Genomic DNA, 15,449 nt, shown 5'->3' on the forward strand with positions numbered 1-15,449 from the left:
CGCAGACTTTCAGTTGAAATAACATTATTTATAAATATGTTACTTGATTGATGACTATCCAGTAATACTTTGCGAAAGGATGTGCATGACTTCGCGTACTTATGTGCATACATGAATCGTGATTTGGAATTCGAAGTTACAACAGAAATGAATCATTACACCAACTCAAAGCATCAATGATTCCGTCTTTAAAGGATAGCGTATGGCATTCGATATTACTGTGTTTAAACAAAAGGAGTTCAGAGAGGCAATCAACAAGCTCGAAGGGCTGCTCTCACACTCGAAAGCAGTTCTGCTGGGCGCTGGGGCTAGTTCCTGTGCAGGATTACCGTTAACAAACCAGCTCACAGAAAAAGCACTACAAAGTAAGGAGCTCTCAGCTGATTCAAAGCAGATATTGGCTGCTATACAAACTTCTTTTGCTGGCGCAAACCCAGCGTCGCACATTGAAGACTACTTAAGCGAACTGGTCGATTGGCTTGCCATCACGGCTCGTCGAGTAAACCGCAATGTAATAGCTAGCAATGTGGCTATTGGTGGCACTGAATATAGTAACGACCAGCTATTGAAAACTATAAGCGAGATAAAACTGGCGATTTTTAGCGTTATTAATGTTCAAGTTGACTCGGTTATACACGAGCGTTTTGTTCAGGCATTGCATCGACCAATACGACCAGGTAAAGACAGCCTGCCGAGTGCCATAGATTACCTAGTGATGAACTACGATACGTTAATTGAAGACTCGCTGGCGCTTTCACAATTACGCTACGCTGATGGCTTAGAAGGTGGTGTATCAGGATGGTGGAACCCTTCGACGTTCGAACAGAGCAATCTGGATGCCCGGGTGTTTAAATTGCATGGTTCAATCAATTGGGCTGAGAATTCCTCGGCATCCACACCGTTACGTATTGCTCCGCACTTGAAGCGTAGTCAAGAGCAGGCCGCAAAAATTATGATTTGGCCGGCTTCGACTAAGTATCGTGAAACTCAACTCGACCCCTACGCGAATTTAATGCATAGAGCGAGAGCGGTTTTAAATCCGCAATATGGTAGCCAACGTGTCTTACTGATCACGGGCTATAGCTTTGGTGATGCACATATCAACCTTGAAATCGAACGTGGTTTAAAGGCTTCAAATGGAAACCTTACTGTGATTGCGTTTACCAGCGACGCAGAACCTAGAGGCGTATTACAGACTTGGCATGAAGATAATTCGATCAACGAGCAAGTACTTATTTTCGCCGATAAAGGTTTTTTCCACGCCAAGCAGAAAGTGGTCTCCGCCAATAGCATTCAGTGGTGGAAGTTTGAAAACCTAACTCAGATCCTTGAAGGAGGTATTTGATATGGATAACAATTACATAAAACCCATTGAGAATCTATCCATCGGGAAAATTATCGAAGTCGATGGCTCCCGTATTATCGCCGAGCTCGATCCTGCTATTTCAGATCTTTCACGAGTTTTTGCTGGTGAGAACTATCCGATTGGGCAGTTTGGCTCAATCATCAAAGTGCATTTTGGCCGCCGTTCTATTTATGGTCTAGTTAGTCGGTTACGCATGAAGGCGGACTACCAGATTGAAAAGGGCTTGCCCGTTGCCTCTTCCGATGAACGCCTTATTGAGGCGGATTTATTTGGTGAGGGCGAATGGCGCAGAAAGGGAGATAGCGAGTTTACCCTTGATTTTGAACGTGGTGTTGCCACTTACCCGCTGCCACAGCAGACCATTTACCTGACGCCAAAATCAGAGCTCAGATTTATTTACGGTGATGCTAAAGGGGCCGTTATTCAACTTGGTGAACATGTTGGATCTGGTGGTGCTCCTTGCTACGCAGAGCTCAATGAGTTGCTAGGCAAACATACGGCCATTCTAGGCTCTACCGGTGCAGGTAAATCAGGCACAGTTGCCGCTGTTATTCACAGTATTCTCGAACGTGGTCAGATAGCTAAACATGAGCACTGGCATCCGCAAATCATCATTCTTGACCCACATAATGAGTACGGTAAAGCTTTCCCTCAGCATCAACCTTTATCAACTGATGATGGTTCACTGAAACTACCGTATTGGCTACTTAATTTAGAAGAGTCACTGAGTTTGTTTATCGGTAAGACCGAGTTTGCAGCTACGTCACAGTCTAATATCGTTAAAAATGCGCTAATTACTGTACGTGAGCAGGCAGCAGAGCAGATTGGACTCGACAAAGGGCAATTAACAGTTGATTCACCCATTCCTTATGTTATCGGTGACAGTAGCGGGCTTGATCATTATGGTAAGAAAAACGGTGACCTTTATACAGAAGGATTGATAGGGGCTATTAATCTGCAAAGGCCACAAGGGACAGAGAAAAAAGCCCATGAGGATTACAGCAAAGTTATTCGCAAGATAGACTCATTACTAAAAGATGGTCGACTCAAGTTTATGATGGAAAACTGGGATAATGGAACAGATCCGTTACCCGCGATCGTCAGTCAATTTTTAACACAAAACACTACCGTTCAGATTGTTGACCTTTCAGGTGTACCAAATGAAGTAGCAGGCGTTGCTAGTGCCGCAATAGCTAGAATTGTCTTTCAGATTAAAGTCTGGCAAACAGAAGTTGAGCGTCAAGATAGTCCCGTTCTCTTGGTTTGCGAAGAAGCTCACCGTTATGTGCCTAATCGTGGAGAAGCTCAGTACGAGGCTGCTCAGTCTGCAATTCGCCGGATTGCGAAAGAAGGGCGTAAATATGGTGTTGGTTTATTGTTGGTGTCGCAAAGACCTAGCGAAGTTGAGGCGACGGTGTTGTCACAATGCAATTCATGGATTGTGCTCAGAATAACCAATGATGCCGACCGCGAGCATGTTCGCAGTGTGTTACCTGATTCAATGTCCGGTTTAACCAAAATGCTTTCCGGTTTAAGGCGTCAAGAGGCCATTTTCGTTGGTCAGGCAGCAATGTTGCCCACAAGAGTAATGATTCGAAGCTTAGCCGATGACCAACTTCCTCGCTCAAACGATGTCGATTTCGACAAAGGTTGGCAGCAACAGGCGATGACGATCAAGAAAATCAGCGATGTGGTTAAAAAATGGAGGTATCAGAGCAAATGATATTAATAGGCGATCAAAATGACGTTGTTGGGGACGTTGACTGTTCATAACACCGCTATTGTTGAATAATTCTAAGGCTTTGGGCGATGATTTTTTCAGTTGCGGGATCGGCGGGAACGGATAACCAGCATATAGCCACTATCTTGAATCTGCGGATAACGCCACTGCTTACAGAGCTCCGTGGCCCTGAAAAAGCCTTCCTGCCATCCGGACATTCGCCATGATCTGATGTAAATGCGTTTTCCCGGGAATGTGTGTTTCAGTCGTCTGATTTTACTGCGCGTGAACAGGTGTGATTGCATCACAACCTGGGTGTCGCCGTTTGCGATTTCATTAATACGGTCGATGAGTTCATTCCATGCCTGTTCAAGGTCGGTCGGTAAGGTTCGAAGTTTACGGATATTTCTAAAGTTGTTGACGTGTATAGCAACAGTATCGGTGTGATGGCGACGAAGTTTTCTGACAATGAAATAGGATCGGTCTATATGGCCAACCAGCCAATACCCTATTCTTAAAACTATTGGTGGAAGAATTAATGAGAGCAATGTGACGGTGGCTGTTAACTCAACGATAGGTGGAGTCGGCACAGAGAACGACGGAATGATAACCACCAGTGTTGTTAATAACAGGAATATTTCCCATATCAGGATAGTCAGTAGCATAACAAGCATTTTTTATGTTCAGCCATGAAATGAAATTGTGATTGATGGATGGAGAGCGCCTCATAGCTTAATAGCCCCATTTCAGGTGAGAAGGGGAAATTATGCTTGGCTGGCTGAAAAAACAGGTATCAGGGTTGTCACCGCGCGGAGGGATTATCCTCCCCGGTGTCTCCGCAGGTGCGGGTGCATCAGCCGACGGCTGGATAGCCCCTTGTTCGGCCGATGAGTTGCTGTCTTCTGCAGGCAGGCCTCGACTCATGCAAGCGCTGTGGGAGAACTGTCCGCTATCAGCCAACATGTTTGAGTCATTGTGGCTTGCTCCTCTGCGCCACGTCGCCGAGCTGGCTCAGTCATTGCCGCTGGCATCAGGTGAATATGCGAGGCGTGGTGGATTACTGGATGCAGTTTTGTCTGTGTCGGTGTGTGCTGTCAGATTGTCAAAATCTCACTTGCTGCCACCAGGGGCACCGCCGGAAGAGCAGGCGGCGCAGAGTTCTGCATGGTGTACGGTTATCTACTACGCAGCACTGTTCAGTCTGGCTGGTGAGCTAAGTTCTGTCAGGGGCGAAATGCGTAATGGCAAGCCCTGGTTACCTGCGTTAATACCCCCGACTGATGTGTATCGGTTTCGTCTGGAGTCTGATGTATCAGCTTTGCATTACTGGCGTCTGATGATTGCCGGTCGGCTACTTCCACAGTCGGCACTCATCTGGCTGTCTCAATGGCCACCCGTATTACAAGCGTTGTTGTCATATCTTGATGAACGGGCGGGCGGGATGGTTTCGGTCATTGTTGGTAATGCATGGGAAAGGTGTGGTCTTTCTGGGGAAAAAAGCCATGCAACACAGTTAATTGCAACGCCAACGAGTACCAGTATATCTCAGAATACTGAGAACTATTCTGATGAACATCCTGTATCAATGGGGATAAAAAGCGAAATAGAAAAACAAAACAATAATTATAATAATAAGCCTGGTGATAATCAGATTGCTGACAACGTGCCGGTATTGGCTACTCAGGAACCAGACGTTCCAATGAGTATCAGTCCTGATGAACTGGTTTCTGCATTGCACTCTCCAGAAAGCGCTGAAGATAGCGATCAACAACAGCAGGATACTGCGTCGGGTGATGCGGATATTGACACACTGTCGATACTTGATCGTCAGCTTTTTTCGTCAGCGGAAGATAAGGAATCCATTTCCGGCAATGAGCCAACGGGTGAGCATGGTGAGAAGCAGTACGGTCGTTTATTTTTTGAGTGGATTGTCGAAGGGATTAATTCGGGTTCTATTTCTGTCAATGAGCGAGATAGCTTTACTCATGTCGTCAGTCAGTTTTTATTTTTGAAAACGCCAGAGTGTTTTTTTAAGTATTTATCATCATCAGGTATCGACATTGATAAATCTGCGCTGCAGCAATCGTTTGAAGCCTCCAGCTACCACCATACACGCGGAGGGAAAGGAATTTATACCTATCGTATTTATGATAATCAGGAAAGAGCAGGGCAATATGAAAAAATAGCAGGTTATATGATACCCATTACTGCATTGTCTAAATGCAAAAGCAGGCTGGTAAATAGCAGCCCATATGTTTCACCTAATAATTAAGGACAATCTACATGACTGATATTGGTTATGAGAGTCTGCTGGACGATTATTTTTTTTCTAAATCGTTACGTCCGGCTACGGAGTGGAGTTACCGCAAGGTAACAAATTCATTTATTCGGTTTGCATCTGATATGCCGCCGTGTCGTGTGGACAGAGCGGCAGTATTGCACTGGCGTCGACACTTACTGACAGAAAAGAAAGTATCGGCAAGAACCTGGAATAACAAGGTGGCACATATGCGTGCGATATTTAATCACGGCATAAAAACACGATTGCTGCCCCATACCGAGAATCCGTTTAATAATGTGATTACACGGCCCGACATGAAGCGCAAGAAGACACTGGCTGCTGGACAACTGGACGCGATCGATCGCCTCATGGAGCAGCATCTGGAGCTGGAGCGTCAGGGGATGGGGGTGAATTTTAATGAATGCGCACTGTATCCTGCCTGGTTCTGGAAAACGGTTCTCGATACGTTGCGTTATACGGGTATGCGGCAGAATCAGCTGCTGCACATTCGTCTGAGTGATGTGAATCTGGAAACAGGGATAATTAATCTGCGCCCGGAAGGGTCGAAAAATCATCGCGAACACCGGGTGCCGATAATTTCTGTGCTACGCCAGGGATTGAGTCGGCTGATAGAGGAATCGGTCGCACGCGAGGCGCAACCGGATGAGCAGTTGTTTAATGTTTATCGATTTATTGGCAGAGCGAGCAATGACATGGTGCCAATGTCAGAGATTCCACTGCGCTCGTTCTTCCGCCGACTGTCGAACGAATGCCGTTTTACGATCAGCCCTCACCGTTTCCGCCATACGCTGGCCACCGAAATGATGAAGAGCCCGGACAGGAACCTGCAGATCGTGAAAAACCTGCTGGGGCACTCCAGTCTGAATACGACGTTAGAGTACGTGGAGTCAAATATCGACAGTATCCGGGCGGCGCTTGAGGGGGAATTGCGCTGTTAGCTGACTAAGGACAGATTAACTTTGTTCTTTACACTGGCTTGACAGAAAAAGGAAAAGTTGTAAGTATTTCGCGGGCAATAGGAAACCGGTGCATACGTCAATATGCACCGGTTTATGAGTCTCAACTTCTTCACTGTGTGTACTTGTCAACACGAACACAGTTTCAAGGTCGGACCCATTTGACTGCCCGTTATGAGCGGATACTCGTAACGAACAGGCTCTGAAGAATGGTGCCCGGACTCGGAATCGAACCAAGGACACGGGGATTTTCAATCCCCTGCTCTACCGACTGAGCTATCCGGGCAACGGGGCGCATTAAACCGTATTGGCTGCACGGCGTCAACGAGTTTCTGTCAAAGGCAGTGTGGTTGCTCTATTTTCAGACAACACATTTTGCTTTTCTAGCTATTAATACAGAACCGTGATTTTTGTTGCGGGTTGAGCCGCCAAGCCATTTCGTATTCTTGAATTCGACGAAAAATAATGCCACTATTGCGCGGTTTTTAACTTACCGTTCACCTGTGGTTACGAGGGTTGCTGATATGTCGGATTCAATGTTCGTGGCGCAGTCATTTCGCGCCGGTGCCTTGATGATGTCGCCATGTTCCCGTCGTTTATTGTCCACATCCCGTTCGTTCCGATTATCCCCAGCCACCATGCGGTGAGGCGTCATTACGCCCACTGTTAGGCATGATTAAAAATAGAGCGTCGTCTCTGATTTTACTGATGTCTATCGGATGGTGCTGGTCCCAACTTTTCCAGCCCTGACCCGCGATACTGCGCGGAGTCATACGCCTGTCGTTTTTGGTCGGCATCGTGGTGGTTTTCGGGATGATTATCCCTGCGCTGTGTCTTTCAGGCACGTACACTCATTCTTAACCGTTTGGGTTTGGTTACATGAAACAGTTAAAAATTGCGGCTAATACGGCGGTTGCCTCCCGTCTTATCACCCTGCGTCCGGTTGTGGCGCTCAGTCAGACCGATTTTACCGACATCGCAGCAGTGGTGGTCTCGGTGGAGGAAGCCCGCAGCGGCCTCTTGTCGGTGATGCACCATTCCGGTTTCGGCATCCCGGCGTTTGTCATACGCGAACCCTGGCACAACAGCGAGGAAACGTTGCCGCCGGGCAGTGAATGGCTGAGTCTGGATGCCGCCGGTGAGCACGCTATCCAGTTGGAGAAAGCCGCGGCGGACTATCAGGCGCGTCTGTTACCGCCATTTTTCGATACGCTTGCCAAGTATGTCGGCATGCGTAATACCACCTTTGCGTGTCCCGGGCATCAGGGGGGCGAGTTCTTCCGCAAGCATCCGGCAGGGCGTCAATTTTTCGAGTTTTACGGCGAGAATCTGTTTCGTTCCGATATCTGTAACGCGGACGTCAAACTGGGCGATTTGCTGATTCATGAAGGTGCAGCCAAAAAAGCGCAGAAGTTTGCCGCTCGAGTATTTAACGCGGATAAAACCTACTTTGTGCTGAATGGAACCTCGGCCGCCAACAAAGTCGTGACCAATGCGCTACTGACGCGCGGTGATCTGGTGCTGTTTGACCGTAATAACCACAAATCCAACCATCACGGCGCGTTGATTCAGGCTGGCGCGACACCGATTTATCTGGAAACCGCTCGCAATCCGTTTGGTTTTATCGGCGGTGTCGACGCACATTGTTTCAACGAAGATTACCTGCGCTCTCTGGTGCGTGAAGTGGCCCCAGAGCGTGCGCAGGAAGCGCGCCCGTTCCGTCTGGCGGTCATTCAACTAGGTACTTACGACGGCACCATCTATAACGCCCGCCAGGTCGTGGATAGTATTGGTCATCTGTGTGATTACATCCTGTTTGATTCCGCCTGGGTAGGGTATGAACAGTTTATTCCGATGATGGAGCAATGTTCGCCACTGCTGTTGGAGTTGAATGAAAATGACCCCGGTATTTTCGTGACTCAATCGGTACATAAGCAGCAGGCAGGATTTTCTCAGACGTCGCAAATTCACAAGAAAGACAACCACATCCGTGGGCAGAAGCGTTTTTGTCCTCATAAGCGCCTCAATAATGCGTTCATGCTGCATGCATCCACCAGTCCGTTTTATCCGCTGTTCGCCGCGTTGGATGTCAACGCTAAAATGCACGAAGGCGTCAGTGGTCGTCGGTTATGGATGGAGTGCGTCAGGCTGGGGATTGAAACCCGTAAGCAACTGCTGGAGCACTGTTCTCTGATCAGGCCGTTTGTCCCCGCTATGGTGGAGGGGAGACGCTGGCAGGATCATGAGACGGAAGCGATGGCGCATGATGTGCGTTTCTTCAATTTTGAACCGGGCGAGAGTTGGCATGCGTTTGAAGGATATGCGCGGGAGCAGTATTTTATCGACCCGTGCAAACTGTTGCTGACGACGCCGGGGATCCATGCCGAAACCGGCGAATATACCGAGTTCGGTGTGCCTGCCACTATTCTTGCCAACTACCTGCGGGAGCACGGCATCATCCCGGAAAAATGCGATCTCAATTCCATCCTGTTCCTGCTGACCCCGGCGGAAGATCGCATGAAGATGGAGCGTCTGGTCGCTGCGCTGGTGCAGTTTGAGCACTTGATCGCAAGGGACGCGCCGTTGAGCGAGGTGTTGCCAAGTCTGTATCGCAAGTACGAACAGCGTTATGCCGGTTATACCCTGCGTCGTTTGTGTCAGGAAATGCACGACTTTTACGCGAGCCATGATGTGAAACGCTTGCAGAAAGAAATGTTCCGCAAAGCGTCGTTCCCGCAGATGATGGCTTTACCACAGGATGCACATAGCGCCTTCATTCGCGGCGATGTAGAACTGGTGCCGCTGCATGAAGCTGAAGGGCGCATCGCAGCGGAAGGCGCGCTGCCATATCCGCCGGGCGTGCTCTGCGTGGTTCCGGGTGAAGTGTGGAGCGGTGCGGCGTTGCAATATTTTCTGGCGCTGGAAGCGGGGGTCAATCTGATGCCGGGTTTCGCACCGGAATTGCAAGGGGTGTACTGCGTGGCGCAGGAGGACGGTGAAAAACGTCTTTGTGCTTACGTTATTGCCGGGTAACGGTGGCGGAGGATATCTCCGCCCTGTATAAACCGCAGCAAGCGCTGCGGTTGCTTCGAAAGCGGGTGGTCAGTGGTCGCCCTTGCCGGTTAGCCGACGGCGTTTTCGTGTTCCGCCCGAAGCCGATTGGCTTCCTCTTTTTGTTTGCGCAGCCCGAACCAGCCCAGAATCAATAGTATCGCCAGTACGGGAACGGTGGCGATGGTCCAGGTACCGTTGGGGTAGTCCAGGGCCATCAGTACCAGCACGCCCGCCAGGAACGCCAGCGATAACCAAGATGTAAAGGGCGCGCCCGGCATGCGAAACGCCACCGGCTTCGCCTTACCCGCCTTGATGGCCTGACGCAGTTTCATCTGACAGATAACAATGAACGCCCAGGAGCAGATAATGCCGATGGACGCCACATTCAGCACGATCTCAAACACTTGAGACGGCACGATATAGTTCAGAAATACACCGATCACATGGATGCAGACAGTAACCAAGATCCCGGCGTAGGGAACGGATTGTGCGTTCATATTGCCCATAAACCTGGGGGCGGAGCCGCCCAATGCCAGCGAACGCAGGATGCGTCCGGTGGAGTAGAGCCCGGAATTGAGGCTGGAAAGCGCGGCCGATAACACGACGATATTCATGATGGTGCCGATGTAAGGCACGCCCAGCTTACTGAAAAAGGTCACGAACGGGCTTTGTCCGGCCTGATAGGCGTTCCAGGGCAGCAGGCATACCAGCAAAATTACCGATCCCACATAGAACAGGCCGATACGCCAGATCACGCTATTGACCGCACGCGGCAGCGTTTTTTCCGGATCTTTGCATTCACCGGCGGCGGTACCGATCAGCTCTATACCGGCGAAGGCGAAAATTACTCCCTGAACCAGCACCAGTGCGGGCAGTAAACCGTGCGGAAACATGCCGCCATTATCGGAGATCAGGTGGATACCTGTCGGGTTGCCATCCAGCGGATGGCCGGTGCCGAGATAGAGGGTACCGATGATGAGAAACAGGGAAATGGCTGCTACCTTGATGAGTGCAAACCAGAATTCCATTTCGGCAAACCACTTCACGCCAATCATGTTCATGGTGGTGACAAGGGTTAATGCACTCAGAGCCAGAACCCATTGCGGGATATCGGCAAAGGTGCCCCAGTAGTGCATATACAGGGCGACGGCAGTGATATCTACAATGCCGGTCATGGCCCAGTTGAGGAAGTACATCCAGCCTGCGACGTAAGACGCTTTTTCGCCGAGAAATTCCCGTGCGTAGGAGACGAAGCTGCCGCTGGACGGTCGGTGCAGAATCAGCTCGCCCAACGCGCGCAGGATGAAGAACGAAAAAATGCCGCATACCAGATAAACCAGCGCCAGCGCCGGGCCGGCCATTTGTAATCTGGCGCCAGCCCCAAGGAAAAGACCTGTGCCGATGGAGCCGCCGATGGCGATCATCTGTACCTGGCGATTGCCCATGCTTTTGTGATAACCGACTTCGTGTGAATCGAGCCAGCGGCGTTTGGCATGGTGTTCTGAGTCTGTGTTGTGTTGGTTCATTACCTGTGAGGTTCCCTTGTCTGTCATTCAGGAGAATGAAGTGGATTTTTTTCTCATGGATGGGTGCCCGCCGGGCGCGGTGTGTGGTGGTAGTACGAACCATCCGGCACCGGATTCCTGGTTTAGCCGGGCTGAAAAGCGCAGAGATGCTACCTTTTCCTTTTTCGGGAGGCAAAAATTCTCTGCGCTTTCGCAGGGATTGTTGTGTTTTTATATTTTGTATTTTTGGTTTTCTATGATGTTAAATTCTATGATTTTGGGGTTTTTAAGGAATGTCATCTCGATATATTTTTTGATATAGAATTTGCTTATGACTGTAACCAATCGTTTGCATCACGTCCTACGGGTTATTTTCAGCGTCTTCGCGCGCCTGACGCACAATCGCTTTCGCCATCCAGCAGGTAATGTCCTGTACTTCCTGATTGTCCAATCCCCAAATATCCTTGAAGACCAAAAAGACTTCGGAGCCGTAAATCAGCGATAAGGCGTGTATAACGCGCTGACGAATGGCATCGGGCACTTGCCCCTCCAGCGGTTGCGTAGCCATGTGCAGCAGGCGTTTACGGTTGCCGCGCACCAATTTTTCTTTGGCTTCCCGGTTGGCTTGTCTGTCGGCCCATTGTTGCAGAGAAAGATGCAGAGCGGCGCGCAGCGCGCCTTCGTGCTGAAACATACGTGGATAAGCGAAATTCAGCAGTTCGAGTATGCGTTCCAGTGCATCGGGATGGGTCGGATTCCAGTCGAGAATCGGGCCCAGACTTTCGGCAACGACGGCGGATACCAAATCGCTTTGGGTTGGGAAATAACGATAGGCGGTAGCCCGGGAAAGTTGTGCCTGCGCGGCAATATCAGTGATGGAAGGGAACACGCCCTGGTCAAACAGGGTCATCGCCGTGTCGATCAGCAAGCGCCGGGTTCGTGCACGGGTGGAGGAGAGACCGTTATCCTGTTCAGTCACGTATAACCTCATTCGTTGTATTTTTAAATGGTTAGCTGCGGCTTATCGCATCAGATTGCGCCAAATATAGCAAAGCCGTGAACGTGATCGCCATGTCAATGTAATGATAGCTGTATGAGATAGCAATATTTAAATGAGATTCAGGTCTCATTTAAATAATTAATGAATTGATGTTTTGAAACCACAGTCTCATTATAGTTCATGTTTTATACGCTAATCATAATTTTCATATAAATTAATATCTTATGTTGTTTTTTTGATTTAATCGTGTCAAGCGGGAGAAGATGTAATGGAACATGTTTCTGGCCGTGTCTATCTCGCGGCAACCATGGATACTAAAGAAAAAGAACTGATTTATGTGAGGGGTTTAATCGCTGATGCGGGGTTAGAAACCGTGACGGTAGATCTTTCCACTCATGCACTGACAGAACAGACTGGCGCTGATATCAGCGCCGGAGAGGTCGCCGCCTGTCATCCTCAAGGTGCTGCGGCCGTATTTTGCGGCGATCGCGGCCGCGCTATCAATGCCATGGCGCTGGCGTTCGAGCGTTTCATCCTATCCCGTAACGATGTGGCCGGTTTACTTGGGCTTGGCGGTTCCGGCGGTACAGCGCTGATTACCCCGGCTATGCAGGCGCTGCCGATCGGCGTGCCGAAACTCATGGTTTCTACCATGGCGTCAGGCGATGTATCCGGCTATATCGGCGCTAGCGATATCTGCATGATGTATTCAGTGACGGATGTTTCCGGTTTGAATCGCATTTCCCGGCAGGTGCTGGCCAATGCCGCCCACCAGATCGCCGGTGCGGTAAAATGGCGTACTGCGCCGGACGATGTTCAGGATAAGCCCGCGATTGGCCTGACAATGTTTGGCGTCACCACCCCCTGTATCCAAGACGTTTCTCGCCAGTTGGAGGGGGATTTTGATTGTCTGGTGTTCCATGCCACCGGCAGCGGCGGCAGAGCAATGGAGAAACTGGTCGACAGCGGTCTGTTATCCGGCGTGCTTGACCTGACGACCACTGAGGTCTGTGATCTGCTGTTTGACGGCGTGCTGGCCTGCCTGCCTGAACGTTTCGATGTCATTGCCCGCACACGAGTGCCTTACGTTGCATCCTGCGGCGCGCTGGATATGGTGAATTTCGGCCATCCGTCGACGATCCCGGAAAAATATGCCCATCGGTTGTTCTATAACCACAATGCGCAAGTCACGCTGATGCGCACCACGGCGGAAGAGAATGCCGCAATGGCTCGGTGGATTGGCGATAAACTCAACCGCTGCGAAGGTGAAGTGCGGTTCTTGATCCCGGAGGGCGGGGTCTCCGCTCTGGACGCGCCAGGGCAGGCGTTCTGGGATCCTGATGCCCGCCAGGCGTTCATCCAGACGTTGGAAGATACCGTTGAACAGACGGCGCAACGTCAGATTATCCGCTTGCCGTATCACATTAATGACCCGCAATTTGCCAGTGCGGCGGTGGCTATGTTCAGAAGTCTGTTGAAATAAGGAGAAACGCATGTCCGTTCAACATCGCCAACAGTTGTTGGCCAGATTCAGGGAGAAAATTGCTCGTCACGAACCCATTATCGGCGGCGGAGCCGGTACCGGGTTGTCCGCCAAGTGCGAAGAGGCCGGCGGTATCGATCTGATCGTGATTTACAATTCCGGTCGCTACCGGATGGCGGGGCGTGGATCGCTGGCGGGGTTGCTGGCTTACGGTAATGCCAATGAAATCGTCGTGGATATGGCAAGCGAAGTTCTGCCGGTGGTGAAACATACGCCGGTACTGGCCGGGGTGAACGGCACGGATCCGTTCTGTCAGTTCGATAAGTTTCTCGATGATTTGAAAGCCCTTGGTTTTGCCGGGGTGCAGAATTTCCCGACGGTAGGGCTGATTGACGGCAACTTCCGCGCCAATCTGGAAGAAACGGGAATGGGGTATGCGCTGGAGGTGGAAATGATCCGGCTGGCGCATCAGAAAGATATGCTGACCACGCCGTATGTCTTCAGCGCCGAAGATGCCATCGCCATGACGGAAGCTGGCGCGGATATCATCGTGCCGCATATGGGGTTGACCACCGGCGGCAACATTGGTGCGGAAACATCGCGTAAGCTGCCGGATTGCGTGGAATTGATTAATGACTGGGCTCGGGCGGCCAAATCGGTGCGTGAAGATGTGATCGTGCTGTGTCACGGCGGGCCTATTGCCACACCAGAGGATGCGAGTTTCATTTTAGAACGCTGCCCGTTGTGCGACGGGTTTTACGGCGCCAGCTCTATGGAGCGGTTGCCGACGGAAATTGCGCTGACGGAAACGACCCGCCAGTTCAAAAACATCCGGCGATAAAGACCGGAGTAGTGCACACTCGTCACAACGCTGACGCCAGGGAAAAAACAGCCAGCAAACGCGCTGGCTGTTTTTTTATCTTCAATGGAAAGGCGATGGGTTCAGGCCTTACCGGTTGTAAACGCGGTAGTTCTTCTGCGCGTTATTGACCTTGTAAAGATAATTGCGCGATTCGGAAGACGGGTGGCGGGTGGTTAGCGTTTGATAGACGTCGCCCGGCGACATGCGGTTGATGATACTTACCGCGTTTTCTTTGTCGCTGGAAAATACGCGCAGCACGCTGCCGGCGCCGCCGTTGTAGGCGGTGATCATGGCATAACGCTGTGAAGTCGGGTTCTGGATCCCAGCCAGATAGACATTCTTCAGCATGGCCAGATACGCGGTACCGGTATCAATATTGTTTTCCGGATCGAACAGGTAGTTACGGCTTGGTTGCCCCCATTTACCCTTCATCTTGAACACGTCGCGGCCGGCGCTGTGTTGCACCACCTGCATCAAACCGAGCGCGTCGGAACGGCTGACAGCGTAAGGGTTGAAACTGGATTCGGTTTGCATGATGGCCAGAATCAAGGGGATATCGATACCGTAACGTTCGGATGCCTTACGTACTATCGGCAGGAATTTGTGCGCACGTTTGTCCAGATGGTTCGGCACTAACTGAATGGTCACGGACCAGATTACCTTCATGCCGGATGTGCGCTGTTGCAGCCGGTTCTGCAGCAGATAGTCGGCATAGCTGCCCGCCCGACCTTCCCAGCGGATCGGCTGCCCGGTGTTGTCAAGCACCTGCCCGTACAGCAACGGTTCGCGGCTGATCTGGATGTCGTTGGCGTCGGAGTACAGATCGGTGTTGCTGGCGTCGTCGCCCATCAACAATGTGGTGATGATGGCTTGGCGCAAGCTAGCTTGATAATTGGTGGCTGAAATGGTTTCCACCGTGATGGTACCGGCATCAAAATTGACATGACTACGGGTCAGGTATTGATCGGAGTATTTGACATAGTCCTTGGGGCCGGCGATCAGGACTTCGTTCAGCCCCCAAATATTCTCGATGTTATTGGCGAATTGCCCCATCAGAATATCGAAGGCGTTGGTATCTTTGACAAATTCCTCGTTGTATTCATTTCCTTTCTTACTGGAACAGGAAATCAGCAACGGGGCAACGAGCAGCAAAACGAACAGTTTCTTCATCGTATAAAGCCATACGGGAAAGGAGGCATCC

Annotated in this window: 11 protein-coding genes and 1 tRNA gene; 7 read left to right on the top strand and 5 right to left on the bottom strand. The window is 50.4% G+C overall.

Features of this window, described 5'->3' with window-relative positions; genetic code table 11:
- The first annotated feature begins 202 nt into the window (after positions 1–202).
- Both HEP82_RS10505 and HEP82_RS10510 read left to right on the top strand, forming a co-directional pair.
- On the top strand, positions 203–1,345 hold the full coding sequence (locus HEP82_RS10505; protein WP_192458035.1) for an SIR2 family protein: 1,143 nt from the start codon (positions 203–205) through the stop codon (positions 1,343–1,345).
- A gap of 1 nt (position 1,346) precedes the next feature.
- Positions 1,347–3,089 (top strand): ATP-binding protein, encoded by a 1,743-nt coding sequence (locus HEP82_RS10510; protein WP_192458036.1) that lies wholly within the window; start codon positions 1,347–1,349, stop codon positions 3,087–3,089.
- A gap of 95 nt (positions 3,090–3,184) precedes the next feature.
- On the opposite strand, the gene HEP82_RS10515 is transcribed toward HEP82_RS10510, so the two are convergent.
- Positions 3,185–3,751: a hypothetical protein gene (locus HEP82_RS10515; RefSeq protein ID WP_192458037.1), complete on the bottom strand. Its 567-nt coding sequence runs from the start codon at positions 3,749–3,751 to the stop codon at positions 3,185–3,187.
- Between the two features lie 101 nt (positions 3,752–3,852).
- On the opposite strand from HEP82_RS10515, the gene HEP82_RS10520 reads away from it, so the two are divergent.
- Both HEP82_RS10520 and HEP82_RS10525 read left to right on the top strand, forming a co-directional pair.
- The gene (locus HEP82_RS10520) at positions 3,853–5,358 is read left to right on the top strand and encodes a TraI domain-containing protein (protein WP_192458038.1); all 1,506 of its coding nucleotides are present in this window, start codon (positions 3,853–3,855) and stop codon (positions 5,356–5,358) included.
- An 11-nt stretch (positions 5,359–5,369) separates the two neighbouring features.
- Positions 5,370–6,326 (top strand): tyrosine-type recombinase/integrase, encoded by a 957-nt coding sequence (locus HEP82_RS10525; protein WP_192458039.1) that lies wholly within the window; start codon positions 5,370–5,372, stop codon positions 6,324–6,326.
- 228 nt (positions 6,327–6,554) lie between these two features.
- Here the strand turns inward: HEP82_RS10525 and HEP82_RS10530 are convergent.
- Positions 6,555–6,630 (bottom strand) — tRNA-Phe (locus tag HEP82_RS10530).
- A gap of 593 nt (positions 6,631–7,223) precedes the next feature.
- On the opposite strand from HEP82_RS10530, the gene HEP82_RS10535 reads away from it, so the two are divergent.
- On the top strand, positions 7,224–9,377 hold the full coding sequence (locus HEP82_RS10535) for an ornithine decarboxylase (RefSeq protein ID WP_192458040.1): 2,154 nt from the start codon (positions 7,224–7,226) through the stop codon (positions 9,375–9,377).
- Positions 9,378–9,466: 89 nt separating this feature from the next.
- On the opposite strand, the gene ansP is transcribed toward HEP82_RS10535, so the two are convergent.
- Both ansP and HEP82_RS10545 read right to left on the bottom strand, forming a co-directional pair.
- A complete protein-coding gene (ansP, locus tag HEP82_RS10540) occupies positions 9,467–10,924 on the bottom strand; it encodes an L-asparagine permease (protein ID WP_192458041.1) in 1,458 nt (485 codons plus the stop codon).
- A 340-nt stretch (positions 10,925–11,264) separates the two neighbouring features.
- Complete coding sequence (locus HEP82_RS10545; RefSeq protein WP_192458042.1) at positions 11,265–11,894, bottom strand: TetR/AcrR family transcriptional regulator; 630 nt, start codon at positions 11,892–11,894, stop codon at positions 11,265–11,267.
- Positions 11,895–12,171: 277 nt separating this feature from the next.
- Here HEP82_RS10545 and HEP82_RS10550 point away from each other — a divergent pair, with 277 nt between their 5' ends.
- Both HEP82_RS10550 and HEP82_RS10555 read left to right on the top strand, forming a co-directional pair.
- On the top strand, positions 12,172–13,386 hold the full coding sequence (locus HEP82_RS10550) for a Tm-1-like ATP-binding domain-containing protein (protein WP_192458043.1): 1,215 nt from the start codon (positions 12,172–12,174) through the stop codon (positions 13,384–13,386).
- A 10-nt stretch (positions 13,387–13,396) separates the two neighbouring features.
- Positions 13,397–14,227 (top strand): phosphoenolpyruvate hydrolase family protein, encoded by an 831-nt coding sequence (locus HEP82_RS10555; RefSeq protein ID WP_192458044.1) that lies wholly within the window; start codon positions 13,397–13,399, stop codon positions 14,225–14,227.
- A 108-nt stretch (positions 14,228–14,335) separates the two neighbouring features.
- On the opposite strand, the gene mltC is transcribed toward HEP82_RS10555, so the two are convergent.
- Positions 14,336–15,418 carry a membrane-bound lytic murein transglycosylase MltC gene (gene mltC, locus HEP82_RS10560; protein WP_192458045.1) on the bottom strand — a complete coding sequence of 361 codons (1,083 nt, stop codon included), beginning with the start codon at positions 15,416–15,418 and terminating at the stop codon, positions 14,336–14,338.
- Between the last annotated feature and the right edge of the window lie 31 nt (positions 15,419–15,449).

The organism is Musicola keenii (assembly GCF_014855505.1).
GTDB classification, from domain to species: domain Bacteria; phylum Pseudomonadota; class Gammaproteobacteria; order Enterobacterales; family Enterobacteriaceae; genus Musicola; species Musicola paradisiaca.

Excerpts from the sequence above, each read along its gene's own strand:
- HEP82_RS10505 (WP_192458035.1), top strand. The coding sequence starts at position 203 with ATGGCATTCGATATTACTGTGTTTAAACAAAAGGAGTTCAGAGAGGCA.
- HEP82_RS10510 (WP_192458036.1), top strand. The coding sequence starts at position 1,347 with ATGGATAACAATTACATAAAACCCATTGAGAATCTATCCATCGGGAAA.
- HEP82_RS10515 (WP_192458037.1), bottom strand. The coding sequence starts at position 3,751 with ATGCTACTGACTATCCTGATATGGGAAATATTCCTGTTATTAACAACA.
- HEP82_RS10520 (WP_192458038.1), top strand. The coding sequence starts at position 3,853 with ATGCTTGGCTGGCTGAAAAAACAGGTATCAGGGTTGTCACCGCGCGGA.
- HEP82_RS10525 (WP_192458039.1), top strand. The coding sequence starts at position 5,370 with ATGACTGATATTGGTTATGAGAGTCTGCTGGACGATTATTTTTTTTCT.
- HEP82_RS10535 (WP_192458040.1), top strand. The coding sequence starts at position 7,224 with ATGAAACAGTTAAAAATTGCGGCTAATACGGCGGTTGCCTCCCGTCTT.
- ansP (WP_192458041.1), bottom strand. The coding sequence starts at position 10,924 with ATGAACCAACACAACACAGACTCAGAACACCATGCCAAACGCCGCTGG.
- HEP82_RS10545 (WP_192458042.1), bottom strand. The coding sequence starts at position 11,894 with ATGAGGTTATACGTGACTGAACAGGATAACGGTCTCTCCTCCACCCGT.
- HEP82_RS10550 (WP_192458043.1), top strand. The coding sequence starts at position 12,172 with ATGGAACATGTTTCTGGCCGTGTCTATCTCGCGGCAACCATGGATACT.
- HEP82_RS10555 (WP_192458044.1), top strand. The coding sequence starts at position 13,397 with ATGTCCGTTCAACATCGCCAACAGTTGTTGGCCAGATTCAGGGAGAAA.
- mltC (WP_192458045.1), bottom strand. The coding sequence starts at position 15,418 with ATGAAGAAACTGTTCGTTTTGCTGCTCGTTGCCCCGTTGCTGATTTCC.